A 25552-nucleotide genomic window follows, 5' to 3' on the forward strand; every position below is an offset into this window, starting at 1 on the left:
CTCGCCAACATGAAGTGGCATTAAGCCCACCAACCCGACACCATTGATAGTTGCAGTATTGTTGACAAACATGAGTCTGGAGGCATAATTAGACGCGCCGATCGATGCTTGACGTCGCACCGGCGGAGGTCTGCCATTGAGTGATCGTGTCTCTGCCCGGGTGATTGTCTACATATGTGCGGTTGCATTTGTAGGCGTAGCTGTGATTGTGTTCAGCCCGAGGCTCTTGGGGGCCACACCTGGGTTTTCTTGGTTCTGGGCCGGGTTCTTCCTTACAGTCGGAATCCTTGCGGACGCATTCCCTATCGTGTGGCAGGCTTATGGTGTGTCCAAGATGGAGATCTCGGTTGCCATGGCTGTCACTTTTGCTGTCGCATGTCTGTTTCCACCCCAAATTGCTGCAGTCATTGCCGTCGTTGTGTCACTGGTGAGCGATCGCCTGACGCACAAAAGGGCAATCACGACCATATATAATATGGCCGAATATGCCATAGCAGTTGGCGGAGCAAGTTTTGTTTATCATCGTTTTGTAGACGTATCGCTGGACTTTCTGGCCATAGAGAACGGGCGGGCACTTGTACTCTCGGCCGTCTGGTATCTTGGAAGCGAGTACCTGCTTCTTGCTGGCTTGTTTTTACTGCTGTCTCGTGGTAGTTTCGTCCGTACGTTGGGTTCGCTCGTGAGGACGACGTGGCTCACCAACCTGACGTTGCTTCTTCTCGGGATGGTCATCACGGTTCTGTACTGGCAGAGCCCATGGACTGTCCTGTTTCTGGTTCCTGTCTTCGTCGTGCTGTCCTATGCTCTCAAAAGAGAGCAGACCCTACGAAGCCAAACACAGACGATTCTTGAGAAGTTGGTTGATGTCCTTGAGAGCAAGAGCCCCGAAACCGCACAGCACTCGAAGCGCGTGCGGGCGTGGGTTGAAGATATGTGTGATGAGCTTGGCATGGAGAGTGGCGAAGCGGAGATGGTACTGCAGGCTGCCGTGCTGCACGACCTGGGGAAAGTCGGGCTGGACGACAACTTACTGCGCAAACCCGGTCTCAGTGCAGAGGAGTTCCATCAGATCATGGAACACCCCGCGGTGTCTGCCAGCTTACTGGAGGGGCTGACGTTGTTCGAAGGGGGGCGGAACATCGTCCTGCACCACCATGAGCGATATGACGGCAGTGGTTACCCGGACCATCTCGCGGGCGAGAACATTCCTTTTGGTGCGCGCATCATTGCTGTCGCAGATTCGTTCGACGCCATGGTGAGTGTGCGGCCCTACCGGGCCAAGAGCCTCACGGTCACGGAAGCCCTGAAGATTCTGGACGACGAGCGCGGGGCACAGTTCGATCCAGAGCTGGTGGTCACATTCACGAAGCTTGTTCATGAACACCTTGCTACAGGAGACATGACCAATTTTCCCTCCGCCGTTCAGATCGACTCGACGGATGAAGTCAGCATTCCAGCGGGCGGTCAGGTCTAGCATGCTGGTTCTGGCTGTTCTGGGTGTTGCACTGGTTTCCAGTCTGCTCACCGGGGGACGGCTGGAGTATACCCGGAACTGGCAGCTCAAGGGACTATGGATGGCCCTGGGAACGTTTGTGATTCAGACAGCTCTGTTCACTCGGTGGGGAACGGGTTTCGTCAGTGAGGCGCTTGTCCCCGTCGTTTACATCGTCACGCTGAGCGTCCTGGTGGCGTTTCTGGTCACCAACCGACGCGTTCTGGGTGTTCCGATTCTCCTGGCCGGACTGATGCTCAACATGCTCGTCATCAGCGCCAATGCTGGACGGATGCCTGCTTCCGTGGTGGCACTGGCCGCCGCGGGCCGGGTCGAGGAGGCGGATCTGCTCCGACTGCGTGGAGCCGTTGCCAACTGCGTCCTGATGAGCGATTCCACAAGGCTGAACCTGCTGGGGGACAACATCGTGATCCGGCTGGGTGGCCCAACCGGTTCAGCATACAGCGTCGGTGACCTGGTTGCGCTTGCCGGCGAAGCCGTGGTCGTGTTCGGCGTGTTGAGAGCAAAGCCTGCAGGTCATCAATCAGAAGAAAGGGTGTGACTGGCCTGCTTCCACAATAGCGACGGAAACTGCTTGGAATCTTTATTATATCGAAATGGGCTGGGGTGCGAAAATGATGGCTGAAAACAGGTTTCTTGTCAGTAATGCTGTTCCAGCAGGGGAAGGCTGACCTGTGTTTGTTCTTGTTGTTCTTGGATGTGCCCTCTGCCTGAGTCTGGCTACCGGCGGACGGCTGCGTTACATCGAAAACTTTCACCTGAAGGCTCTGCCTCTCGGCGTGGGGGCGTTCGTGGTTCAGCTGCTTATTTTTACGTCTCGCGGGGAATTGCTGCTTGGTGCGCTGCTTCCAGAGATCTATGTCCTGAGCCTCCTCATGCTCCTGGCGTTTCTGCTGGTGAACCACAGCGTTTTCGGTGTTCCGATCCTCCTGGTCGGACTGATGCTCAACGTTCTTGTCATCGGCGCAAACCACGGGCGTATGCCGGCTGACCCGCAGGCACTTGTCGCCACGGGTCAAGGCTCCCACGCAGAGGAGCTGCTCAGGAATGGCACCGCAGCCAACGTTGTCCTCATGAGTGACCAGACGCACTTCAATTTCCTGGGAGACCATATTGTCCTGCCGTTTCTCGGTGACGTTGGTTCGGCCTACAGCGCGGGCGATCTCGTAGCTCTTGCGGGAGAAGCCGCTCTGGTGTATGGGATGGTACGAGCGGGAGGAACGGCACACGCTGGTTCAACCGGGGACAAGCTTCCTGGAACCAGGAGCTAGCCCCGAGCCTTCCTCCCTGGTTGGTTGCCTGTCGGTTCGGTCGTTCGTGGCGTATACTCTTGTTGAAAGCAACGTGCTGGCACAGGAGGTGCGCAATGCGCATCCAGGAATTGTACGATCTCATCGATATTGTGGCCCCGTTTCGACTGCAGGAGGAGTATGACAATGCCGGACTGATCGTCGGTTCAATGGACGATGAAGTTCGCGGTGTTCTCCTTTGTCTGGATGTCACGCACGAGACGGTCGAGGAAGCGCACCGGGTGGGCGCCAATCTCATTCTTTCCCATCATCCCCCCATCTTCAGGGCGATCAAAAAGCTGGACCCGATCCAGCACTCGGCGCTGTTGGCCGCCGTTCGTATGGGCATGGCTCTGCTGGCAGTACATACGAACTTCGACGCTGTGTCGGACGGTCTCAACGCATTTGTGGCGCGTCGGATGGGCCTTACAGACCTGCGTATCCTTGAGCTTCACGAGTCGGAACGGTTGTACAAAATTGTCACGTTCGTTCCTCCCGAGTTCAGGGAACAGGTTCTCGACGCGATGTTTACAGCCGGGGCAGGGCATACCGGCTCCTACTCGCACACGTCGTACCGGGCCGCCGGGACGGGTGGGTTCGTGCCTGATCCTGGGACGCATCCCTTTGTGGGCGAGGAGAATGCCATGACCAGCGTGGTAGAGGACCGCGTCGAGACCATTGTGTCCGGCCGGGACCTGGTATCTGTCCTGAAGGCCCTGCGCGGGGTTCATCCCTACGAGGAGCCGGCAGTCGACGTTTTCGAGGAGCATCTTCCTGGGAGCCCAGTTGCCGGGTTCGGGCACATAGGGAGGCTGCCTCATGTCATGGGTCCGGAAGAGTTCGTCGCATTCATCAAGTCATTCTTCGCTGTGTCGGTGTTGCCGGTGGCGGGGACCCTGCCGGAGACTATCGAATGCGTGGCCTTCTGCTCCGGATCGGGATCGTCACTTCTCCCGGCTGCAAGCAAGGCGGGAGCTCAAGTACTGATCACGGGAGATGTCACTTATCACAGGGCACTCGACGTGTCTCAGGCCGGAGGCTGCGTAGTTATTGTCGACCATTACAGCTCTGAGCGTTTTTTCGCAGCTGCGATGGAAGAAGCGTTGCGGAGCACGGCAGGAGACAGGGAGTTGCCACCACTGCACCAGTCGACTGCGGACTATCAGCCTGTCAGATTCTGGTAGGAGGGGCAGCAAAGAAAATGGCCCGAAGCGCGATTGCGGTCCGGGCCATTTTCGAAGGAGGGCATGTAACCGATAACGAAGTTACCGATTACACCGCTACTATACGGAATACCCGACTCTTGTCAATGGCAACGTTTGCATACTTGGTGGTGGACATGGACAGCGTGGCTGTAGACTGCGTATCAGTGAGTATTCCTGTGTTGAACGCTCTCTGAATCGTGCTATGGTTTTGTCATGAAGAGAGAGGACAGTGTTTCGGTCGAGCAGTTCGGGCGTCCTACGTGGTTGGAGATCGATCTGGCTTGCGTACGGGGCAACTATCATGTCATCCGTGGAATGGTGCCGGCAAAGACCCATGTCCTGTGTGTCGTCAAGGACGATGCCTATGGGCATGGCGCGGTGGATGTGACGCGAGTCCTCCAGGAAGAGGGGGCCAACTGGTTTGCGCTTGCTACGCTGGAAGAGGCTCTTGAGCTTCGACGGGCCGGCATCAAAGGTCACATGCTCGTGTTTGGCTCTGTCCCCGCATCGGGAGTCCAGGAGACAATCGCTCAGAATATTACGCTCAGCATCCCCGACGACGACGTCGCACGCGAACTCGTCGGAGCAGCTGCCGGAAAGCAGCTGACCGTCCATCTCGAGGTGGATACGGGCATGGGAAGAGGTGGCGTTCTCGCGGAAGGGGCGCTGGACGTGCTGCACAAGTTGAACGGGATGAAAGGTCTTGAGGTAGAGGGGATATATTCGCACTTTTCCTGTGCGGATTCGGACGAATCCTACTCTTCCATGCAACTGCGCAGGTTCGAGAAAATCCTTCATCAGTCGACTGTGGAGGGGATACGCCCTCCTGTTGCCCATTTCTGTAACTCGGCTGGTATCCTGACCATGAAGGCTGCGACTTTCGAAGGAGTCCGTCCGGGGTTACTGCTCTATGGTTGTTCGCCCATCGAGGGCGTGCCGATTGTGGGATTGCGGCCGGCAATGTCGATGAAGTCGCGGCTGATTGCGTTCAAACAGGTTCCCGCCGGCTACGGAATCAGCTATGGGCGCAGCTATTTGACCTACAAACCGACGACGGTAGGAATCCTTCCGGTCGGCTACAGGGATGGGTATTCCCGCATGTTGTCCAATAAGGCCTCGGTGCTCATCCGTGGCAAGCGGGCGCCGGTCATAGGGCGGGTGACCATGGATCAGATCATGATCGACCTGTCGGACGTCCAGGGCGTGACGGTGGGCGACGAAGCTGTGCTCATGGGCGAAGCCGGAAATCAGCGCATCACTGCTGGCGACCTGGGTTCACTCGCCCAGACGATCAGCTACGAGGTTCTCTCTACGGTCGGAAAGCTGGTTCACCGCGTGTACCGCGACTGCCCGAAGCCTGAGACTGAATGAAGCAGGACGCCCGGTACCTTCCCGTCCAGAAAGCGCTTCAAGGAGTTCTTGCGACGGTCACGTTTCCATGCGCCGTGCACGCCGAGCTCTTGAGCGCAGAAGACCGCTGTCTCATCTTCTCTCAAAATAGTAATCTCCCGTTCGGAGCAGCGTCGATCATCAAGCTTCCAGTCCTGGTTTGCGTTGCGCAACTGGTGGAACTGGGTGACCTGGTGTGGGACCGGCCGATTCGTCTGACAGTCGCTGCCCCTCATGGGACTGGCCTTCTCGAGTATCTGGACAGGTCTCGCCCGTGGTCGGTCCAGGATCTCTGCATCATGATGATGGGCGTGTCCGACAACATGGCCTGCAACCAGCTTATCGAGGAGATCGGCATAGAGCGTCTGAACGATGTCCTGCACGACCTTGGGTATGAGGCGACAAGTATCCGTCGTCGGATGATGGACCATGAGATGCTCGCTCGTGGAATCGATAATAGCGTGACCGCTGCCGATATCGCCGACATGCTGGCGCGACTCTATGCGCATCGTCTGGTCTCGAACGAGGCGAGCCAACGTATGCTTGGCTATCTGCGCATGAACCAGCTGAAAGATCTGATTGCCTGGACGCTTCCCGGGAGTGCTGCCCTTGCGGGAAAGACGGGCGGCATGCCCGGTTCTCTGCTGGATGCGGAACTCGTGAGCGTAGCGGACGGGCCGACGTACTCGCTGTGCGTGTTTGCGTCGGGATTTGACCGTGCAGTACAGGCCAAGCGTCTCATGACAGAGGTATCCGAGCGGGTCTATGAGGCTGTCTCGGGTGGTCGTTCGGCGGACTGCATCTGAGAGAGCCGTTCCGGGCTGAGCAGCAGGTATATGACGACACCCCGCGTACGCGGGGTGTCGTGTTTTGCGCGCAGTTCCAGAATCAGGCCAGTGGCTTGATACGGCCGGCAATCATAACCGAGAGGAAGCCTGCAATAATGGCGGTCACGAACTGAGGCCAGCTGAATGAGAATCTGATGAACGCGGCAGCAACGGGCGGCAGAGCGGACAGTGTGCCAACGATCGCTCCAATGGCGTAGTACAGGAATGCCATCTTGGCTGCTGCACCGACCACAAGGCCGAGCCAGCGCATCCACGTCTGTCTGGAGCCCTTGCGCGTAACAAGCCAGAAGACGATGACAAGGATGAGGTTGCCCGCCATGACGGCAGGGATCATGGTCGGGGATGGAAGATGTTGCTGGAGCCATGCGGTGACGGGCGCTGCAAGGGCAATGACGACTCCGGCCCAGAGCCCTGTCGTCTCGGTTGCAAGGAGCAGTCCAAGATTGACGATACTGCCGACGACAAACAGATTGACGATATTGAACGGCGGTACCGATGGGATGATCATCCTGATGCCGAACTGAAGTGCGATGGTAAGCGCCAGGATGACAGCAGCTCTTGTGATGTATTTCGTGGTTTTCACGCGTTCCTCCTCGTGCCGGGACAGGATTGTGCTCCCGACAATATTTAGTATAGCACTGGGCGGAGGTTGTCCACAGCGACCAAACGAACATCAGTTGCTGAGATTATTGTTAAAAGGCCATCGCCTTCAGATATGAGCGGCTGGGGTAGATGCAGTCAACGGGCCGACTCATCCTAGATGCCGTTTCGTGTGCTGATGTGGAGGAGAGGGTAGTGCAGGCGCATGCGGTCCGCAATGGCTTCGAGGTCGCCGGACGCAAAACCTCTGGCATGGACAAGGTTCGGGTCGAGGGTCTTGGTAGCGACGAAGTTCTGGATGACATAGTGCGATCCAGGGGGCAGCATGCAGATGATATTGTCGATGTCGATCTCGGCAAACAGCAGAGGCAAGACGGTCGTCCGATATTCATGGACGGTATTACTCTCGGCCAGAAGTCGTATTGAGGCCTCCGCGAGAACGAGAGCATACGGGTTACCCGTCATCTCACTGTAGCCAGAGGGAGGGGCTTTCACATCCATGGCAACGTAGTCCAGGGAGCTTGTTTCCAGGAGGTGTCCAAGCACTTCGGGGTTGGATCCGTTGGTATCCAGCTTGACAGCATAGCCTAGAGCGCGGATGCGCTCGACGAATCCGACAAGGTCGGCGTGAAGCGTCGGTTCTCCCCCGGTGATGCAGACGCCGTTGAGTTTGCCCCTGCGGCGTTCGAGAAAGGCGAAGAATGTCTCTTCGGTCAGTTGCGGCGTATCCTCCCTCACGGTGACGAGCTCAGGGTTGTGGCAGTATGGACATGCGAAGTTGCAGCCGACCGTGAACACAGTTGTGGCCAGTCTGCCCGGGAAGTCAGTGAGCGATAGTGGTTCGTAGTGCGCCAGTCTCATTTCTCTATTTTCTCACCAATGGGTACTTCCCGTGTGACAATATGAAAACGCCGCTGACAGTCCTGCAGGAGGACCATGTCCAGCGGCGTTTCACCCATTACGTTCATTGTGCCGTGTTGTGTTGAGTCTTGGCCTCGAAGCATATTCTGTCGGCCCATTCCGCCTTCTTCCCCTTGTTCCACTGGGAAACAGGCCTCAGGTAGCCAACCACACGGCTGTAAACCTCAGTCTTTGTACGCCTGCACGCTGGTATCGTCATTCCGTTGTCCAGCAGCAAGTCCCCATTTTCTAGTTCTTTCAATCGCCACCTCCTCTTACTGAGCAGAGTATAGTCAGGATTTCAATTGGATACAGTGACACTGCCTGCTGCTACGAACGCTGTCGTTCCCGACGGCAACAGGATCTGGATTGCCCGTTTGTTCGCAGTCATTCTCATTGCAACGACGTTGTCGCCCTTTGCAAGTACTGTCGTCGCCGTTCCGCTGAGACTCTCGTCGAGGTAGACCTTGACAGACGTGGAGGCTGTCACCCTGGCAAACGGTACATACGTTGCTTTCCCACGCGTTATTCTAGCGTACCCGCCATAGACCCAGCCGGTCTTTCCCTTCGCCTGACCGAGTCCCTTCGCCTGAACCCAGCCCTGGCCCAGCCCAAGTGCAGTTCGGGTCTCCGTGGGTGCGGCCACTTCGAGGACAGTGCTGCCGATCGTAATGGGTTGGTCCCGGAACATGAGTCCCGTTTCGGTCGTGAGCGTCGCGCCAAGCTGCTTGCCGGCGGCAACGGGGGCACTGCCGCCCGTGAATTGATAGGCGAACAACGATGGGGTATTGCTCTTGACGACGAGCTTGGGTTTGCGGGAGCCCTCGACGTACTGCCATGTCTCATAGGTCAGTGGGGCGGTCTTGCCGTCGGCACCCGTGCCCGAACCATAGATACCAAGTTCGTAGACAAGGGTCTTGCCATCGGTTGTCCGTGATGCGCCGCGCACGAACGGCGGGAGGATACCGGTTGAGGTGGGCGGCGGAGTCACGCTCGTGACCTTGCCAGCCTTGGTCTTGATGCCGAGGAACGTCCCTTTTGTATCCTGCATGGGGCCAAAGAATGTACCGTCGGCAAACGTGACCCCTGTCGGACCGAGGAAGGTGTGAGTCGTATCGAAGCCGAGGCTTGAGGCGGCGATGGTCCAGATGCCGCCGGGAGAGACGATGAGAGGTGTCGTTCCGCTCAGAATGAGTTGTGTTGTCCGATCAAACTGCTCTTTTGTCAGTGGAACCTGCGTCCAGAATGAGCCATTGGTCGTGCCATCGTAGCCCACAGAGGTTATGGTCAGCTGCAACAGCCGCAGAGTCGTCGTCGGTGATGCCTCGACCAGCAGGACACCGTTCGAGGAGCACAGCACCTTGGGAGGCATCTCGGCTTTACCCTGGTAAATGACCAGTTCCTGCCTGGACGCGAGCTTACGGTCGACGACCTTGTATGAACCGTCGGTCTCACTGGTCACGTACACGAGTTCTCCTCCGGCGGAGCCGGCGGGGTGCCAGTCGAAGGTGATGATCGTGCCAAGCTTGGTCAGCTGTGTCTTGCGCCCGTTCACCCATTGCCAGAGGTCGCCCTTGTCCAGATACAGACCGATGTCATTCTTCGAGGGTTTTGTCGTGGTGCCTGGTGTCGCCCCCGGAGTGCCTGGCGTGCCGTTAGAATTCAGGTAGCGTGCAACGATGAAGATGGAGACAGCAAGAACCAGAACGGCGACGGCAAGGAAAATGGCTTTCTTCTTGGGACGACGGAATCCTCTCATAGGGCAAACACCTCCTAGCTTTCAGGACGGGTTGCAAAGGAGACGTCTCCAGAGGCAGGGCCCGCAGCCACCTTCTGTGCCTCGACGACCAGCTCTTCATCGCACTTGGGGCAGAATGGATGGTTGCCGTTGATGTACCCGTGTTTGGGGCATATGGAGAACGTGGGCGTGAGCGTGAAGTAGGGCAGTCGGTAGCTGTTCGTGACTGCGCGCACCAGCTGCTTGGCTTGGTCTGCGCTTTCCAGCCGTTCGCCGAGAAACAGGTGGACGACAGTGCCTCCTGTATACTTGACCTGAAGAGGGTCCTGGAGGTCAAGCGCCTCGAACGGGTCGGTCGTGTACGCCACAGGCAACTGCGTAGAGTTCGTGTAGTAGGGATCACCGCCGTTCTTGACGGCCTCTTCGTTTGCCACGAGGATGTCCGGATACAGAGCCTTGTCCTGCTTGGCCAGCACATAGGTTGCTGATTCGGCGGGAGTTGCTTCAAGGTTATAGAGCTGTCCACTTTCGTGCTGGAACTCCTCGAGCTTGCCCAGCATGAAGTCCATGATCTCGAGCGCCAGACGTCGTCCATCGGGCTCGGCAATCGTGACACCGGCGAAGTTGAGCAGGAGTTCGTTCATGCCGTTGATGCCGATCGTGTTGAAATGGTTGGCCCAGTAGAACCCGTTGCACTGCTTGACTGCATCAAGGTAGTGGCGCGAATAGGGGTAGAGTCCTGCCGCCGTCAGGTTCTCGATGATCTTGCGCTTGATCTCGAGCGACGTGCGAGCGACGTCCATGACGTGGGACAGGCGCTCGAGCAGCTCGTCTTTGCTATGAGAGAGGTAGCCGATACGTGGGAGGTCGATGGTGACCACCCCAATGGAGCCGGTGAGAGGATTGGACGCAAACAATCCGCCGCCCCTCTTGCGCAGTTCGCGCGTGTCGAGCCTCAAACGACAGCACATTGAGCGGGCATCGTCCGGGTCCATGTCGCTGTTCACGAAGTTGCTCCAGTACGGGATGCCAAACTTGGCGGTCATCTCGAAGATGGGGTCGTAGACAGGGTTCTGCCAGTCGAAGTCCTTTGTAATATTGTACGTGGGGATGGGGAACGAGAACACACGGCCCCTGGCGTCGCCGGCAAGCATGACTTCGGCGAAAGCACGGTTGAACATGTCCATCTCCGGCTGGAAGTCCGCGTAGGTGTCAGATACAGGTTTTCCGCCAATGATGGCAGCCTCGCCGGCCGTGGCGCCGTGCGGGTGTAGATCTAGGGTGATATTGCTGAAGGGGGACTGAAAGCCTGACCGCGTGGGGACATTCATGTTGAACACGAATTCCTGCACGGCCTGCTTGACCTCGTCATAGCGCAGGTGATCGTAGCGGATAAAGGGCGCGAGATAGGTGTCGACCGAGCTGAACGCTTGTGCGCCGGCCGCCTCGCCCTGCATGGTGAAGATAAAGTTGACCATCTGCCCCAGCGCCGAGCGGAAATGTTTGGCGGGCTTGCTTTCGACCTTGCCGTACACGCCTCCGAGTCCTCTCAGGAGAAGGTCCTTGAGGTCCCAGCCGACACAGTAGGCAGCAAGGTATCCCAGGTCGTGGATGTACATGTCGCCGTTCACATGCGCGTCCCGCACCTCCGGCGGATAGACCTCGTTCAACCAGTACCGACTCACGACACTGGTCGCAAGGTGCATATTGAGTCCTTGAAGAGAGTAGCTGGTGTTGGAGTTCTCGTTGACGCGCCAGTCCAGTTTTTCCAAGTATTTCTGGATGGTCTCGCGCGGGTCGAGCAGCGTCTTGAGGTCGCGCAACTTCCGGTGTTGTTCGCGATACAGGATATAGGCCTTGGCCGTCTTGTGATAGCGTGATTCCATGAGCGTCTGCTCGACGAGGTCCTGGATCTGTTCGACCGTGGCGATGTCNNGAATTCCTTCGTAGCCTTGCCGGCTTTTGTGATGGCGATGCGGATCTTGGCTTGGTCGAAGAGTACTTTTTCACCCGTGCGCTTGATTACGTATTGCATACGTATCGCCCCCAGCTGTTGTTGATGGCCTTGACTCATTGTGCGCCGGATACTTCAGATTGTTGCACCCTCAGCGGGCACATAACCATTCTACGGTGGCAAGGGTGTGCGTCAAGTATTGTGAAGATGCGGCTCAGGGGCTTGACAGAACGAAAATACCTGTTCTGGGAAGGACGCCCCGTTCTGAATTGTCCACTTGATCGTGACGACGCGCGAATGGGAGGACCGCTTGCTCTCAATCCTGGTCTTGGCGGCGGCGACAAGACTCCTGTACGCATCCCGAGGCCGTACAGAAGTACCCCTCGCATTGAACCAACATGCTTAGGGGGAGGTACCGCTTCATTGCTTGCTGTAGTCGGCCAGTTTGGGGATGGAGACGTTCTTGAGAGTATTGGTCACGACCTCGTTGGTTGTAACGCCCCGGAGACGGGCTTCAGCCTGCAGAATGAGCCGGTGTCCCGAGACGAACGGGAAAACCAGCTTGATGTCATCCGGGATGACGAAGTCGCGATTCTGGAGATACGCGTATGCCTTACTGAGGCGCATAAGGTCGATGCTGCCACGGGGAGACAGTCCCAGGTAGACCGTATCGTCATGCCGCGTGGCGTCGACCAGGGAGACGACGTAGCTGATGAGTTCCGGTGCGATGAAGACGTCCTCGACCTCTTTTTGCATCGTTGTCAGGTCGTCACGGGAGACGATACGGACGTCGTCGCTGATGACCTTGACCCGGGCGTAGAAGCCGGTTACGATCTCCTCTTCCTTCTCCTTGCTCGGGTATCCAATCGTCAGCCGGGCCATGAAGCGGTCCAGCTGGGCCTCGGGCAACGGGAACGTACCCTCGTACTCGATGGGGTTCATGGTCGCCATGACCACGAACGGGCGGTCCAGCTTGACGATGGTCCCGTCGATAGTGACCTGGTATTCGGCCATGGCCTCGAGAAGCGCTGACTGCGTCTTGGGGGTGCCGCGGTTGATCTCGTCTGCGAGCAGAAGGTTGGTGAAGATCGGCCCTCGTTTCAGCCGGAATTCCTGCGTTTTCTGGTCATAGACTGAGACGCCGGAAATATCCGATGGCAAGAGGTCCGGAGTGAACTGGATACGCTTGAACTCCAGCCCCAGCGAGCGGGAGATGAGGTTGGCGAGTGTTGTCTTGCCCAGGCCAGGGACATCCTCGAGGAAGATGTGCCCACCGGCGAGCAGCGTCGCAAAGGCCACGTCGACAACCGTATTCTTGCCAACGAAGTACTGTTCGACGTAGGATATGGCTTTGTTCAGGTTTTCGTTCATCGTCGACTCCTTCTGTAGTCTACTGTCTTCTCCATTGTAGACCATTCAGCTCGAAATCAACGACCCCCGCACCGGTCACCGGCACGTTACAGGTCGGTCGGGTTATGAGGAGACGGGCAATGCCCCCTCGGTTCTGATCCGTGGGTGCTGCGCCTCGACCTTTAGCATTTCCAGCAGTTTCTGGTATGCGGCTTTGGCAAGTCTCACCTGATCGGGAGTCACGTCGACCGTTGAGTAACGCGCGATGTAGAACAGTCGTCCCAGAACGTCGACCTGCTCGGCCAGGTCAGGATACCACCGGGCAACGCGAGCCGTCAGTTCTGTCGGCGTTTCTCCACGCACCATCGCAAGGTCGAGTGGATACAAGGCGTTGGCGGCCATATAGAAGATCGCGATGACTGTCCCGCGTGGGTCGCGCAGCAAGTCTTCGTCATCCAGACTGCGGATCCTCTTGATGGTTCGTTCGATGATGATGCGGTCACGCCTGCGTCCAATACCCTCGAGACGGCCCCACTGCGTTGCGAAAGCTTGCCGAGTACACGTGATGGCGCAATAAAGCACTGTCAGAATCGACAGGTTGCGCAGGACGAGTCGCAATGCTATGACGGCAGAAGATGGGAAGAGATTGACCTTCAACCTGAGTGCCAGGAACATCTGCCAGGTACGCGGCACCAGAAGTTTCCCGTCGATGATCCAGGGCGAAGAAGGGCCAAACATCAGCGTGTTCAGAGTCTTGCTGTGCATGCTTATGAGAACGAGGAAGATGCAGTCCATGCCGAGCAACAGGAGGAGGGCAGGCACAAGTCTCCGCAGGGATCTTCCCGGACCCTGCTGCAGGACGCCTCCTAGGAATATCCACGCAAGCAGGATCATGAGTGGGGCCATCAGCATGGAGAGGGCGAGAACCTGGAGTTCTTCGGCGAGTGAAATCCGCATCAACCAGGAACCGAGGAGACTCGTCGCAGCGGCTGGCCAGGGTTTCCACCAGTTCGTGGTATGGCGTCTTGTGATGAAGTCCACGGCGGTAGGACGGCCAAACAGGAAGTTTTGCAAACTCTGGGCAGTCGATGCGCTGAACGGGCCCGTCTCGACCGGTAATGACGTCGCCAGGACCGTGACCACGATCAGAATGATGGCAACTGGTATCAGTCGCTGCAGAAACCTCGGCCGATCCTCGTCTGTTCCTGCGAGCAGCAGTGCCAGCACGAGGAGGAGTGACAGCACGGCGATTGACACGGCGGCGCCTGCGACGTCCAGCGTGATCAGCAGTGCCAGCCACACGACATTGCCAAGGTAAACCGGTTCCCCGGGAGTCTTCAGCCTGGTGAGCACGATGCCGGCGTAGAAGAGCATTGGTACGAGGAGGAAGAAGAATTCCCGGTAGCGGGCCGCGTAATCGATGGCCAGACGCTGATTATTTGTGGCCAGAACACTCACCAGGGCAACGGCGATGATGGCTTCCCACGTCAGCCTGCGCCGTTGAAGCCACGGTCCCGCCACCAGGACAGCCAGTGCCGGCACCACGATCCACAGTGGGATAGTAGCGCGTGCTGTCCAGAAGACCAGGAGTGTCGCTACCATCATGAAGGAGACATGCAGCAGTGATTTCTCGTGGTTCATGGTCAGGTCTCTCCCAGGGCGGCGAGGGTATCGTTGAGACCGATGATGGACAAATCCACGCTGGCATCTCTCAGGATTCTCTGCGTCTTCTTGAGCCGGGCAATCTGTTCGATATCTGGCATGAAGTATGGGACTGCCCGCTCACCGTACAGCAGGAAGCTTCCGTATGGGAACAGGCAGATCGAAATGCGAGAGAACTGCCCCTGCATGCGAAGCAGCGCTCCAATCTCCTCTTCCTTCAGCTCGTGCTGGATGAGAAACAGTTGTGAGCGGGCGGGGATGCGGAGCCGTTCCCGTCTGAGATAGTCGAGGAACACCGTACTGGACGGTTCCCGGTCCATACGGGCCCGCGCGTGCGCAAGCAGGCGATAACAGGCGAACAGATGGGTCGCGTCCTTCGAGAAGCTATTGGAGGAGAGCGTCTCCTCTCCCAGAACGGTAAGCCCGAAGGGCAGCTTGTGGTCATAGGAATATTGGAGGACACTCGCGCCCACCATGGTCATGTAATCTTCGAAGGTTTCCAGGGTAAAACTGGGCTCGCGCCGAAGCGTCAGGTTGAGCAGGATGACAACGGTCTTTGAAGCGGACGGGGCAAACTCCTTCACCATGAGCTCACCCCTGTGAGCACTCATCTTCCAGTGAATACGGTTCATGGGGTCACTTTCGTAGGGTCGCACTCCCGCAAGCTGCGAGACATCATAGTTGGGTGCGAACTTGACCCGCTGACCATCGAGGGGAGAGGTCAGTGAGATGCGCAGTTTCTCGAGGGGAAGGACCGTGGGGAATACCGTGAGCTTCTCATCTGCTATCAGGCGTCTGCTGATGCGGAACAGGCGTAGAGGGTCGGTCACGGTCAGGATACACTCCCCCAGGTCATACACCCCTCGACGGTTGACGTGGAACTGCAGGACGTACGTCCGGTCGTGCCACGAGGAGCTTTCGCGGATGATGTATTCAGGGACCAGTGGCTCAAGTTGGATCGAGAGAGGGGAACGTCGCGGGATGCCCTCAAGAGAAATCGTCAGTGTGTCCTGTGACTTCATCTGCACGACTGCCTGTCGCAGACGCTTGACGACACTGATGCGGTCACTTGTCCGCAATACCAGCGGGACCATGATTGCCGTGTACGTTGTGATGAGGGTCGCAAGATAGAACAGGGACCGGGTGCCGAGGATGAGCCATGATACCGTCGCGAGCGAGGATATAAGGATTGCGCGGCCTGCGACGCGGAGAATTCGCCTCATGCCGCCCTCACGATTCCATGTCCTGTCTTGCACGGTATCCCGAGTGCCTCATGCCAAGACCACCTCTTTGCCAGTCAGCCAAGTACTGCAGACTACAAATATTGTACGGTGACAGGGCTGATTTGCAATGCTGGAGCGGTGCAAGAGGATGCCACAGGGGTACCGGGACGAGATCTCAACCTTGGCTGGTTGTTGCGAACCGCTTTTTCTGGTAGACTACACAAGCGAATACGCGGAGGTGAACGACGCATGGTACAAGTTGTCATGGACACGACAACAGGCATGACCAGACAGGAGTTCGACCAGTCAGGCATAACGATGATCCCTCTCTACGTCCGGGACGGCGACAAGGTCTACCGGGAACAGGTGGATATCTTTCCTGACGAGTTCTACCGGCGGGAAAGGGCGGGTCTCATTTATGAGACCGCTCAGACGAATCCTGCAGACCTGGTTTCCGTGTTCAAGCCCATCGTGGAAGCTGGCGACGAAGTCGTATGTGTGCTCATCTCAAGCGCCATCTCGGGTTCTGTGAACGCAGCGCATGTCGCTGCCCAGATGCTCGGGGCCGAAGACAGGATTACTGTCGTAGATTCTCTGGAATCCGGCTACGGTGAGGCATACCTTGGTCACACGGCAAAGAAGATGGCCGATGCCGGGGAAAGTCGCGTGGAAATTGTTCGGGCTCTTGCCGACATTCGGAGTCGGACGCGCACGTACTTCATCATGGAATCACTCAAGTGGCTGTTCCACGGGGGTCGTCTGACGGGAGCACAGTACTTCGTTGGATCTGTGATCAAGTTGAACCCGATTGTCTGGTTTGATGAGGCTGGACGTATGACGTCCTACGACAAGACACGAACCATCAAGGTTGCCAAGGACCACATGCGCCAGCTTGTCGCAGACTGTGGCAAGAACGGGGTCGAGGCTGCGACCCTGCATTGGCCGGACAATCTGAATGAGGCTCAGGGGTTCCACGCCGAGATGGAGGAAATCCTCCAGGCCCCCGTGTCCTATACCAAGCTGTCGTGTGTACTGGGCGTGCACACGGGCCCTGACCTTCTCGGGCCTTGTATCATCATGAAGGCGTCGTGACCACATCATCTAGTCGGATCAGCCGGCGATGCCGACCCTCAAGCTGTCGTGTAGCACGATGGACGCGTTTGCAAGTGACAACAGAAAATAGTGACAGGCGGCCCACAAAAGGGCCCTGGAAAGGAGTCGAATGATCAAAGTTGTCATGGACTCGACGAGTGGCATGACTGTCGAGGACTTCGAGAAGGCAGGTATGGTCATGGTGCCTCTTTACATCCGTGAAGGAGAGACTCTCTATCGCGACGGCGTCGACATCAAGCCGGCCGAGTTCTACAGGAAGGAGCGGGAGGGCGTCATCTTCGAGAGCGCGCAGACCAATCCCGACGACCTGGTGCGCATCTTCCGGCCGATCGTGGAGGCTGGAGACGAAATCGTCTGTGTCATGATATCGGGGGCTATTTCGGGGTCCGTCAATGCGGGTCGCGTTGCCGCCCAGACGCTGGAGGCCGAGGATCGGATTTCCATCGTGGACTCTCGCCAAAGCGGCTACTGCCAGCTTACGATGGGCAGGCTGGCCAAGAGCATGGCAGATGAGGGCAAGAGTCGTGCTCAGATCGTCGAAGCGCTCACCGAGCTGCGGGACCGCACGTGGGTCTACTTCATCATGGAATCGCTCCACTGGCTGTACAAGGGCGGCCGCCTCACGGGCGCGCAGGCCCTCATCGGGACGATCATCCAGCTCAAACCTATTGTCTGGTTTGACGACCTTGGTCGCATGGTAACGCACGACAAGATCCGAACAATCAAAGCGGGCAAGGAACGACTCAAGGAGCTGGTCCTGGAAATGGCCTCATATGGCGTGGTGTCTGCAGGGTTGCACTGGGCCGATAACTGGGATGAAGCCAAGGAATTCGGAGACTGGATGGAATCTGTGCTCCACGTACCAGTCGAGTACAACAGGGTCTCCTGTGTCGTCGGCTGTCACGTGGGTCCGACGGTTCTGGGACCCGTCGTCGTCATGAAGGAGAAGCCAAAGGCGAAAAATCGCGTAGACTGAGCAGGACGCCCAGAAGGACGACGGCTCCACCTGTCAGTTGCATCACTGTTACTGTTTCGTGCAGCACGACCCAGGAGGTTAGCACACCGAAGACCGGGATAAGGTTGAGGATGTTGACCGCCTGGGTCGATGTCATTCTGGCGACCCCATAGTTGTATAGTGAGTACCCTCCGACCGAACAGAATACCGCCAGATAGATGACGGCCCAGACAGCTGCGGCGGGGATTGGGAAGACCGGCCGCTCGAACACCCCTACCAGAGGAAGCAGGACGATACTGCCGAACAGCATCTGAAACATCGCAGTCCTGCTGGCTGAGCTGTTCTTGGACAAGTTCTTGACCAGGATGCTGTAGAATGCCCAGCAGATGCCTGAGAGGATAATGAGTCCATCGCCAAGCAGGCGTTTCCCTTCCAGAGTCCCTCCCAGCGAACGTGGGTTGACGATGAGGACGACGCCGACGACGGACAGCGCAATGCCCGCGAGGGTGGTATGCGAGAACCTCCTGTGGTACACAAGAGCTTCCACCAGGAGCGACAGCACGGGAAAGACACCCATCATGAGCGAGATCTCGGAGGCCGTTGACAGGGTGAGTCCCACGTTCTCGAAGATGTGGTTCAGCGTATAGCCCAGGACTCCTCCCAGAATCATGGTGCCGAATGCCCGGCGGTCCAGGCGGAGGTCTTCGTGACGAAAGAGCAGCCAGACGAGCAGGATAGCGCTTGCGAGCACGAAGCGTATCCAGGCGAGCGAAAGCGGCGGAATCGAGCGCAGGGCCAGCTTGGACACGGTAAAGGACGTTCCCCAGACGAACGCTGATGCTACGACGGACGCTATGTTGGCAGTTCGGCTTGTCCGCATGATTGTATGATGGTACCTCTACCAGCAGCTCTTGTCAAAGAGGGGGGGTGCGAGGCTACACCTGTACTGCCGAGAAGGAGAGAAGCCCCGGTGGTTCATGTCCGGGGCTTCGTAGAATAAGGAGGTCAGTTGCAGGGTGTCGTCGCTACTGGTTCCGGTCCAGCAGCTTGTAGTCCCGGATCTTGTTGAACAGCGATTTGCGGGAGATGCCGAGGATCTGGGCGGCCTTGGTCTTATTGCCGCCGGATTCGTGTAAGGCCTTACGGATCATGTCGATCTCCATTTGCTGGATGGCGTCTGACAGACGGAGCCCACCGTTCCCGTCTGCAGCGATGGGCTGCGGCTGTGCGGGTTGTGCTGCCAGCGGTTGACCCTCAGGATCTGAAGACTCCTCGCGCCGATGCAGAATGGGTTGAGAGCTAAGGTCCACTGTTTCGGGAAGGAGCACGTGTGCCTGGGAGATGATGACTGCCCGGGCGATGACATTTTCCAGCTCTCTGACATTTCCCGGCCACTCGTATGCATCGAGGCGCTCCAGGGTTTGGTCCGCAATCTCGGTGACATCGCGCCCATACTTGGCGGTGTATTTTCTAAGGAAGTGGCGAGCCAGCAACACGGTATCACCGCGCCGGTCGCGCAGCGGGGGAAGCCGCAGCGTAATGACGTTGAGACGGTAAAACAGGTCCTCGCGGAACTTCCGTTCAGAGACCAGTCTGGTCAAGTCCTGGTTCGTGGCTGCGATGACACGTGCCGACGATGTCAGGTGCTCTCGACCGCCGACGCGTTCGAAGCCTCCGTCCTGCAGGATTCGCAGTAGTTTGGCCTGGAGCGGCAGCGACATGTCGCCGATTTCGTCGAGGAAGATGGTGCCACTGGATGCTTGCTCGAACTTGCCGATGTGTGTCTCGAAGGCATCAGTGAAGGCTCCCTTTTCGTGACCGAACAGCTCGCTCTCGAGAAGGTTCTCCGGGATTGCCGCGCAGTTGACGACGACGAACGCACCGTCTTTCCGATGGCTGTTATTGTGAACGGCCTTGGCAACCAGCTCCTTGCCTGTGCCGGATTCCCCGAGAACGAGAACGGTCGCATCTGAACTGGCAACCTTGCCAATCTGCTTGTAGACTTCCTGCATGAGTGGACTCTGGCCGACCAGCTCGTCGCTGTTGATAACGGGAAGATCCTCGGGGCGGGTTCGTCCTGAGAGAAATGACAGCTCGCGAAGCTCGAGAGCCCTCTTCACCTTGATTCTCACCTCATCGATGTCAAACGGTTTGGTCAGATAGTCATAGGCGCCGGACTTCATGGCCGAAATGGCGAGATCCGATGAGCCGAACGCTGTCAGGAAAATGACGGGGAGATCGGGCTGGGACTCTTTGATCTTGAGAAAAGCATCCATACCACTCATGACGGGCATCTTGACGTCCATCAGGACGGTGTCCGGGCTTATAGCTTTAACCTTCTCGACTGCTTCCTGGCCGTTCTTGGCAACATTGACGCGATAGCCCTCGTCCTCAAGTGATTCGCGAAGCAGTTCGCGTATGTTTTCCTCGTCATCCACGACCAGAATGAGCTTGCTCAGGGTTTTCATAGGCAATTGCACATTTTATCGGTTTCGAAGTCCGAGTCAAACGCCAGGATTGATGATTCGCTGCATGTTGACAGTGAAAGTCGTGCCTGCTCCCTCTGTACTCTCATAGGTGATAACCCCATTGTGGAAGGATGCGATCTTCTGGGAAATGGGAAGGCCAAGACCCGTACCGTGTTCTTTGGTTGTGAAGAACGGGGTGAACATCTTGGGCCTGTCCTCGTTCCTGATACCGACACCGACATCACGTACTTCGACGATGACCCGATCCGCCTCAGTCTTTGCAGTGACGGTGACAGTTCCGCCTTCCTTGTCCTGCATCGATTGTATGGCGTTCTGCAGCAGGTTCATGAACATCTGCTCGGTTTGGCGCGCATCCCAGGTGACCATGACCTGCGGCACCTGGAGGTCGAGCGTCGCGTGGCCATCCTTGAACTGCTGTGCCATGAGCTCGCCGAGCGAAACAAAGAACACATGGAGATCGAATTCGATCGGCTGGACCGGCGACGGGCGCCCGAAGGTGAGGAGGTCCTTGACCAGCGCTTCCAGGCGGTCGGCTTCGCTGCGGATGGGGATGATGTACTTGGCTTCGGGACGCCCTTGCAGTTTCTTCTCCAGAAGGCTTGCATATCCCTTGATGCTTGTGAGCGGATTGCGTACCTCGTGGGCGATACCGGTCGTAAAGATGCCGAGCGTCTTAAGGGCCTCGGTCTGCTTCGCCTCTTCGATATTCCGCTTGAGTGAGTGTGCCAGGTCGGCGACAGCGCGCGAGATCTCTCCCAGCTCCCCTCCACCGCGTGGCACGCGCGTGTCCAGGTTGGTCTTGAGTCGGACGACGCTGCGGCGCAGGGACAGCAGCCGTATCAGGAAGAAGGTCAGCAGGACGATGGTTGCTGCGCCGCTCAGCCCGATGGAGACAGTCGAAGTCTTGAAGGCCTCGAAGCGGACGCGTTGCAAGGGAGCGAGGACCTGAGGCATGTCCCTGTCGACGACCAGGTAGCCGAGTGTTTGTGTGCCTGCCTTCAAAGGAAGAGCGACGGTCAGCTTGGGTAATGGGTTGTGCGACGCGTCGGTCAGGTAGACGAGGCTTGGGGTGAAGAGGCTAACCTGATACCCGATGCTGACACTGGGGAAGTTGTCCTTAAACACGTTGATATAGTCATAATAGGATTTGGAGAGGAAGATGCTCATCAGTTCGTTCTGCTTGGTCTGGCTCAAACTGTCGAACTTGTAGCTGTTGAACAGTTCGCGGTACATGCGGTTCCAGCGCTCGACGGCCTGTGATCCTATGGCCTGGAGGGTCTCGCTCTCCTTGCTGACGAGTTCGTTCTGAAACTCAGCAATGAGACGGTTGCTCAGAATCGCCATCGAGACACCCACGATGAGCAGGGCAGTCACGATGATCTGGAAAGTCAGCGACTTGAAGACTCGACCCAATTGGCCCTCCCGGGATGAAACAAGGCTAGATGGATATTCTCTTCAGCAGTTCCACAAGCTCGGGTTTGAGAAGGTTGCGCCGGTTGACTGCTTCGAGCGTCTCCTGAAGGACAATATGTCCGTCGCGTGTTCCTGCGATGACAGCTGAGTGGCCTTCACTGAGAGCGACAACTGCCGCTTCGCCCGATGTGCTGGCCAGGATGCGGTCGAAGCGTGTGGGGCTCCCCCCTCGCTGGACATAGCCAAGGACGGTCGCCCTGCACTCCACGGGCAGGTTGGCATTGATGTAGTGCGACAGTTCCTCTGCATGCCCTGCGCCTTCTGCCATGACGATAATGTGGTGTTTCTTGTGTGCCATGACGTCGTCGTGCAGGCGGGTGATGAGTTTGGGGATGCTGAAGGGCAGTTCCGGAGTCAGAACGATGTCGGCGCCAGTCGCCAGAGCAGCTTCGAGTGCAATGGAGCCATTGTCTCTGCCCATGACCTCAACGACAAACACGCGGTCGTGAGATTCTGCTACATCGCGAATACGGTCGATAGCGTCAATGGCGATGTTGACGGCAGTATCAAACCCGATGGTGTAGTCGAAGCCATACAGGTCGTTGTCGATGGTCGAGGCGACCCCGACGACGGGAACACCCAACTGGCCGAGCAGGTAACCACCAGTCTGTGAGCCGTTGCCCCCGATGATGACCATGCCGTCCAGCTGGTTCTCCTGGACGACGAACGCTGCCTGCTTACGGCCTTCCTCAGTTCGGAACAGCTCACTGCGGGCACTCTTGAGCATCGTGCCTCCGAGTTCCAGGATGCCGGAGACGCTGCGTGCGTTGAGTTCTATCCAGGTGTTGGATACCAGTCCGTCGTAGCCGCGCTCGAACCCGATTGCCTCGACTCCCATAGACGCAGCCGTTCGTGCAATTGCGCGGATGGCAGCGTTCATACCGCTGGCATCGCCGCCGCTCGTCAGAAGTCCGATGCGTTTCATGGCTACTTGGAGAAGACCTTCAGGAGGTCGACCCACTCCTGAGACACCGTCTTGAGCTTGCCAACAGCTTCAGTAAGCGGAATTGCAATTATTTCGGTACCGCGGAGAGCAGCCATCTTGCCAAATTCGCCGTCATGGATCATCTCAACGGCTTTCACACCGACGCGGGATCCCAGGATGCGGTCGAACAGAGTAGGACTGCCTCCCCGCTGGATGTGCCCTATCGTGGCCGAACGCGTTGAGACTCCCGTCTTCTCCTCCAGGATCCTGGCCACTTCCGGCCCCACACCCCTGTTCTGCAGCAGCATGTGGCCGAAGTCGTCCAGACTCTCGCTGGTGGCCGGCGTGACTTGTACTCCCTCGCTCACGACGATGAAGGCGTACTTCTTGCGCTTGTAGGCGGTCATGACCTGCTGCACCATGGCATCCCAGTCGACGGGGACCTCGGGGATTAGTGTGTAATCGGCTCCTGAGCCAATGCCGGTGTAGAGTGCGACCCATCCGGCGTACCTGCCCATGACTTCCAGGACGATGATGCGCCGATGGGACAAAGCAGTGTCCTTCAACCTTCGCGAAGCGTCGAGAGCGACATTCACTGACGTGTCGAACCCGAATGTGGAGTCTGTTCCTGACAGGTCATTGTCCATCGTCTTCGGGACGCCGACGACCTTGACGCCCATCGCTGCAAGTTTGGCGGCTACGCCCAGCGTGTCGTCCCCGCCGATGGCGATGACGGCATCCAGACCCAGGGCCGCAATGTTGGCAATGGTCTGCTGGACAAGTGCGGGGTCCTTGAACGGGTTGGTTCTGGAGGTGCCCAGAATGGTGCCACCCCGGTCGATGATGTCATCGACGCGGGCCAGATCAAGGGGCTCCGTCTCACAGGACAGAAGTCCTTGCCAGCCTTGAACGATACCGACACACTCGTCTCCATAGTCGAGCGCTCTGAACACTGCACCGCGTATCGCCGGGTTGAGTCCGGGGCAATCCCCGCCGCCTGTCAGGATTCCGATTCTCATCTGTAAGTCGACCTCCATTCGTACATACTAATAGTAGATGTAGCGCGCCTCCATTGTAGGGTTGCGTGGAGATGAGTCAAGGTGACGTTGTGGAGACGGCGCGCGAGGCCGCCACTCGCGTCGTCTCACTCTCGGGGTAATGCTTTCCTCCGGGACTTGGCGAAGAGTCCCTGAGGTCTTCGTTTGCAGGAGTCATCGTGGTTTCCACGCCAAGGATGTGTATAGTAATATATATAATGTCAGGTGGACGTGATGAGCAAGCACCGTGTCGGGGCCCGGGGCTCCGGCGAGGAGATGAATGCTGATGGAAACTCTTCTGATAAGCCTTGGGCTAGCGTTGCTCTTTCTGGCACTCGGGATCCCGCTGATGCTGGGCAAGGTGAAGCGCAACAGCCTGTACGGCGCCCGGTTCCCTGCCACCATGGCAGACGACCGCGTCTGGGATGTCGTGAATCGGAAGATGGGATTTGTGTTTGTCGCGGGGGGAGCAGCGGCAGGGATTGTCGACGTGCTTGCCGTCGCCGGCGTCGTCACGCGGGATGTGGGACTGTACGTTACGGGAGCCCTCGTGGTTTATGTCCTCATCGCGAGTGTCTGGCTGTGGCGCTATTCCGAACGGGTTGCGCGAGACACGGGCGTTTCTGCCCGTGACATGGAGGTTGGCAGGACCACACCGGTCCTGGTCGCCATCGGCTGTCTTGCCGTCGCCATCGCCGGGGTCCTGTCGGCGTTCTCTACGCCCAATCCCTGGCTTGGGTTTCGCGTGCCTGCGACGTTCGCCGATCCGGCTGTCTGGCATCAGGTCAACCTCAAGGCAGGCCTGACCCTTGCCGTCTTGTCCGGCGTCTTCGGGTTCATGTTCCTCGGCCTGCGCAACATGACTGAAGGCGAGCGCAAGCGGCTATTTTCGGGGTTATTTATTGGCTGGGTCATCTCCATCGTCGTCGTTGCAATCGCGGGTTCCCTGTTCGCAAACAGCCTTGTGCGCTGAAGAGAGTCGTCTTCAATTGTGAAGACCATTGTACCAGGTACTTTCGGTATTCACAATTGCGCTATGACGCTGTCGACGTATCCTGAATGCATGGCGACCATGGATGGTCTGCTAGTGGAGGAATGCTGATGTGCAGGATGTTCGGAATAGTTGCCACGATGCCACAATCGATAGCTCCATGGATGACCGACGTCGAGCCTTCGCTGCGTTCACTTGCGATTGCCGACAAATCTGGTGAGGCCAATCCTGACGGCTGGGGTATCGCATGGTATAATGGCGAACAGGACGCTCCGCATGTTGTCAAGGACCCAGGACCCGCATACGAATCGCTGCTGTTTGAGCAGACCGCTCGCGAAGTCAGCGCCTGTGTTGCTCTTGCTCACATCCGCCGCAGCAGCGGCACGTCGTCTGTGCTCGCCAACACGCACCCGTTCATCGCAGGACGCTGGGCATTCTGCCACAACGGGCACTGCTCGCGCGAGCGTCTGATGGAGCATCTCCTGCCCAAGTTCAGGAACGGTCTCGAGGGTGAAAACGACAGTGAAGTTTACTTCGCCTTGTTGCTGCAGCACCTTGAGTCGGAGACTGACCCCCTCGACGCTCTGAGGGATGCTGTCCATGAGGTGGCGTCTGTCGGAGATTTCACTGGCCTCAACTTCCTCCTGTGCGACGGACGATGCATGTATGCCTTCCATTACAGCACTGATCCAGAGCGACACAGCATGTACCTGCAGCATCAGAGTGGCAGGGAGCTCGTCGCCAGTGAACCCTTGGGCGCCGCTTCCTGGGAGGAGTTGCCCAATGGCTCACTGGCTGTCTTGACGCCTGCAGGTCACACACTCGTTTCGCTGGTCTGAATCGGGGGCACAGGGACCGCCCCGCAGAAGGATTCGGCGGTTTCCTGGAAGCTGCGCCT

Annotated in this window: 21 protein-coding genes and 2 pseudogenes; 10 read left to right on the top strand and 13 right to left on the bottom strand. The window is 57.7% G+C overall.

The window, feature by feature from the left end; all coding sequences use genetic code 11:
* Window positions 1-136 precede the first annotated feature (136 nt).
* The 6 genes from SMC3_RS06060 (at window position 137) to SMC3_RS06090 (ending at window position 6202) form a co-directional block, all read left to right on the top strand.
* Window positions 137-1474, top strand: coding sequence for an HD-GYP domain-containing protein (locus SMC3_RS06060; RefSeq protein WP_126850797.1), 1338 nt, complete (start codon window positions 137-139; stop codon window positions 1472-1474).
* Window position 1475: 1 nt separating this feature from the next.
* Complete coding sequence (locus SMC3_RS06065) at window positions 1476-2054, top strand: DUF5317 family protein (RefSeq protein ID WP_119088011.1); 579 nt, start codon at window positions 1476-1478, stop codon at window positions 2052-2054.
* 133 nt (window positions 2055-2187) lie between these two features.
* Window positions 2188-2784 carry a DUF5317 family protein gene (locus tag SMC3_RS06070; RefSeq protein WP_119088012.1) on the top strand — a complete coding sequence of 199 codons (597 nt, stop codon included), beginning with the start codon at window positions 2188-2190 and terminating at the stop codon, window positions 2782-2784.
* Window positions 2785-2879: 95 nt separating this feature from the next.
* Window positions 2880-3986 carry a Nif3-like dinuclear metal center hexameric protein gene (locus tag SMC3_RS06075; RefSeq protein ID WP_119088013.1) on the top strand — a complete coding sequence of 369 codons (1107 nt, stop codon included), beginning with the start codon at window positions 2880-2882 and terminating at the stop codon, window positions 3984-3986.
* A 234-nt stretch (window positions 3987-4220) separates the two neighbouring features.
* Complete coding sequence (alr, locus tag SMC3_RS06085) at window positions 4221-5378, top strand: alanine racemase (protein ID WP_119089932.1); 1158 nt, start codon at window positions 4221-4223, stop codon at window positions 5376-5378.
* On the top strand, window positions 5375-6202 hold the full coding sequence (locus SMC3_RS06090; RefSeq protein ID WP_119088016.1) for a serine hydrolase: 828 nt from the start codon (window positions 5375-5377) through the stop codon (window positions 6200-6202). Before alr ends, SMC3_RS06090 begins: the two co-directional genes overlap by 4 nt.
* A gap of 82 nt (window positions 6203-6284) precedes the next feature.
* Here the strand turns inward: SMC3_RS06090 and SMC3_RS06095 are convergent, their stop codons facing one another.
* From SMC3_RS06095 to SMC3_RS06130, 8 genes and pseudogenes are all read right to left on the bottom strand, one after another.
* The gene (locus tag SMC3_RS06095; protein ID WP_119088017.1) at window positions 6285-6827 is read right to left on the bottom strand and encodes a hypothetical protein; all 543 of its coding nucleotides are present in this window, start codon (window positions 6825-6827) and stop codon (window positions 6285-6287) included.
* A gap of 173 nt (window positions 6828-7000) precedes the next feature.
* On the bottom strand, window positions 7001-7705 hold the full coding sequence (locus tag SMC3_RS06100; protein WP_119088018.1) for an anaerobic ribonucleoside-triphosphate reductase activating protein: 705 nt from the start codon (window positions 7703-7705) through the stop codon (window positions 7001-7003).
* 103 nt (window positions 7706-7808) lie between these two features.
* Window positions 7809-7961 (bottom strand): annotated as a pseudogene (nrdD, locus tag SMC3_RS06105) (anaerobic ribonucleoside-triphosphate reductase); the annotation flags it as partial.
* A gap of 84 nt (window positions 7962-8045) precedes the next feature.
* A complete protein-coding gene (locus SMC3_RS06110) occupies window positions 8046-9503 on the bottom strand; it encodes a hypothetical protein (protein WP_119088019.1) in 1458 nt (485 codons plus the stop codon).
* A 14-nt stretch (window positions 9504-9517) separates the two neighbouring features.
* Window positions 9518-11517 (bottom strand): annotated as a pseudogene (locus SMC3_RS06115) (ribonucleoside triphosphate reductase).
* A gap of 339 nt (window positions 11518-11856) precedes the next feature.
* On the bottom strand, window positions 11857-12807 hold the full coding sequence (locus tag SMC3_RS06120) for an AAA family ATPase (protein WP_119088021.1): 951 nt from the start codon (window positions 12805-12807) through the stop codon (window positions 11857-11859).
* A 102-nt stretch (window positions 12808-12909) separates the two neighbouring features.
* On the bottom strand, window positions 12910-14427 hold the full coding sequence (locus tag SMC3_RS06125; protein WP_119088022.1) for a DUF4129 domain-containing protein: 1518 nt from the start codon (window positions 14425-14427) through the stop codon (window positions 12910-12912).
* A gap of 2 nt (window positions 14428-14429) precedes the next feature.
* Complete coding sequence (locus tag SMC3_RS06130) at window positions 14430-15671, bottom strand: DUF58 domain-containing protein (protein WP_119088023.1); 1242 nt, start codon at window positions 15669-15671, stop codon at window positions 14430-14432.
* Window positions 15672-15920: 249 nt separating this feature from the next.
* Between SMC3_RS06130 and SMC3_RS06135 the strand changes: the two genes are divergently transcribed.
* Entirely contained in the window at window positions 15921-16763 is an 843-nt protein-coding gene (locus SMC3_RS06135; protein ID WP_119085371.1) for a DegV family protein, read from the top strand.
* A 130-nt stretch (window positions 16764-16893) separates the two neighbouring features.
* Complete coding sequence (locus tag SMC3_RS06140) at window positions 16894-17760, top strand: DegV family protein (RefSeq protein WP_119088024.1); 867 nt, start codon at window positions 16894-16896, stop codon at window positions 17758-17760.
* On the opposite strand, the gene SMC3_RS06145 is transcribed toward SMC3_RS06140, so the two are convergent.
* The 5 genes from SMC3_RS06145 to SMC3_RS06165 form a co-directional block, all read right to left on the bottom strand.
* Window positions 17720-18619: a DMT family transporter gene (locus tag SMC3_RS06145; RefSeq protein WP_119088025.1), complete on the bottom strand. Its 900-nt coding sequence runs from the start codon at window positions 18617-18619 to the stop codon at window positions 17720-17722. The two genes, SMC3_RS06140 and SMC3_RS06145, sit on opposite strands and share 41 nt — an antisense overlap.
* Window positions 18620-18764: 145 nt before the next feature.
* Complete coding sequence (locus SMC3_RS06150) at window positions 18765-20207, bottom strand: sigma-54-dependent transcriptional regulator (protein WP_119088026.1); 1443 nt, start codon at window positions 20205-20207, stop codon at window positions 18765-18767.
* Between the two features lie 36 nt (window positions 20208-20243).
* Window positions 20244-21641 carry a sensor histidine kinase gene (locus SMC3_RS06155; protein WP_119088027.1) on the bottom strand — a complete coding sequence of 466 codons (1398 nt, stop codon included), beginning with the start codon at window positions 21639-21641 and terminating at the stop codon, window positions 20244-20246.
* A gap of 25 nt (window positions 21642-21666) precedes the next feature.
* Window positions 21667-22626 (bottom strand): ATP-dependent 6-phosphofructokinase, encoded by a 960-nt coding sequence (locus SMC3_RS06160; RefSeq protein ID WP_119088028.1) that lies wholly within the window; start codon window positions 22624-22626, stop codon window positions 21667-21669.
* Window positions 22627-22628: 2 nt separating this feature from the next.
* Window positions 22629-23645 carry a 6-phosphofructokinase gene (locus SMC3_RS06165; RefSeq protein WP_119088040.1) on the bottom strand — a complete coding sequence of 339 codons (1017 nt, stop codon included), beginning with the start codon at window positions 23643-23645 and terminating at the stop codon, window positions 22629-22631.
* Window positions 23646-23949: 304 nt separating this feature from the next.
* Here SMC3_RS06165 and SMC3_RS06170 point away from each other — a divergent pair, with 304 nt between their 5' ends.
* On the top strand, window positions 23950-24636 hold the full coding sequence (locus tag SMC3_RS06170) for an SdpI family protein (protein WP_165846621.1): 687 nt from the start codon (window positions 23950-23952) through the stop codon (window positions 24634-24636).
* A 128-nt stretch (window positions 24637-24764) separates the two neighbouring features.
* Window positions 24765-25493, top strand: a complete 729-nt coding sequence (locus tag SMC3_RS06175) for a class II glutamine amidotransferase (protein WP_165846622.1) — start codon at window positions 24765-24767, stop codon at window positions 25491-25493.
* Window positions 25494-25552 lie beyond the last annotated feature (59 nt).

This window comes from Candidatus Cryosericum hinesii (assembly GCF_003570985.1).
Classification (GTDB): domain Bacteria; phylum Caldisericota; class Caldisericia; order Cryosericales; family Cryosericaceae; genus Cryosericum; species Cryosericum hinesii.

Coding starts and splice junctions, on each gene's coding strand:
- SMC3_RS06160 (WP_119088028.1), bottom strand. CDS start 22,626: ATGAAACGCATCGGACTTCTGACGAGCGGCGGCGATGCCAGCGGTATG.
- SMC3_RS06090 (WP_119088016.1), top strand. CDS start 5,375: ATGAAGCAGGACGCCCGGTACCTTCCCGTCCAGAAAGCGCTTCAAGGA.
- SMC3_RS06170 (WP_165846621.1), top strand. CDS start 23,950: ATGGAAACTCTTCTGATAAGCCTTGGGCTAGCGTTGCTCTTTCTGGCA.
- SMC3_RS06130 (WP_119088023.1), bottom strand. CDS start 15,671: ATGAGGCGAATTCTCCGCGTCGCAGGCCGCGCAATCCTTATATCCTCG.
- SMC3_RS06140 (WP_119088024.1), top strand. CDS start 16,894: ATGATCAAAGTTGTCATGGACTCGACGAGTGGCATGACTGTCGAGGAC.
- SMC3_RS06175 (WP_165846622.1), top strand. CDS start 24,765: ATGTGCAGGATGTTCGGAATAGTTGCCACGATGCCACAATCGATAGCT.
- SMC3_RS06135 (WP_119085371.1), top strand. CDS start 15,921: ATGGTACAAGTTGTCATGGACACGACAACAGGCATGACCAGACAGGAG.
- SMC3_RS06100 (WP_119088018.1), bottom strand. CDS start 7,705: ATGAGACTGGCGCACTACGAACCACTATCGCTCACTGACTTCCCGGGC.
- SMC3_RS06075 (WP_119088013.1), top strand. CDS start 2,880: ATGCGCATCCAGGAATTGTACGATCTCATCGATATTGTGGCCCCGTTT.
- SMC3_RS06065 (WP_119088011.1), top strand. CDS start 1,476: ATGCTGGTTCTGGCTGTTCTGGGTGTTGCACTGGTTTCCAGTCTGCTC.
- SMC3_RS06125 (WP_119088022.1), bottom strand. CDS start 14,427: ATGAACCACGAGAAATCACTGCTGCATGTCTCCTTCATGATGGTAGCG.
- SMC3_RS06165 (WP_119088040.1), bottom strand. CDS start 23,645: ATGAGAATCGGAATCCTGACAGGCGGCGGGGATTGCCCCGGACTCAAC.
- SMC3_RS06120 (WP_119088021.1), bottom strand. CDS start 12,807: ATGAACGAAAACCTGAACAAAGCCATATCCTACGTCGAACAGTACTTC.
- SMC3_RS06110 (WP_119088019.1), bottom strand. CDS start 9,503: ATGAGAGGATTCCGTCGTCCCAAGAAGAAAGCCATTTTCCTTGCCGTC.
- SMC3_RS06150 (WP_119088026.1), bottom strand. CDS start 20,207: ATGAAAACCCTGAGCAAGCTCATTCTGGTCGTGGATGACGAGGAAAAC.
- SMC3_RS06145 (WP_119088025.1), bottom strand. CDS start 18,619: ATGCGGACAAGCCGAACTGCCAACATAGCGTCCGTCGTAGCATCAGCG.
- alr (WP_119089932.1), top strand. CDS start 4,221: ATGAAGAGAGAGGACAGTGTTTCGGTCGAGCAGTTCGGGCGTCCTACG.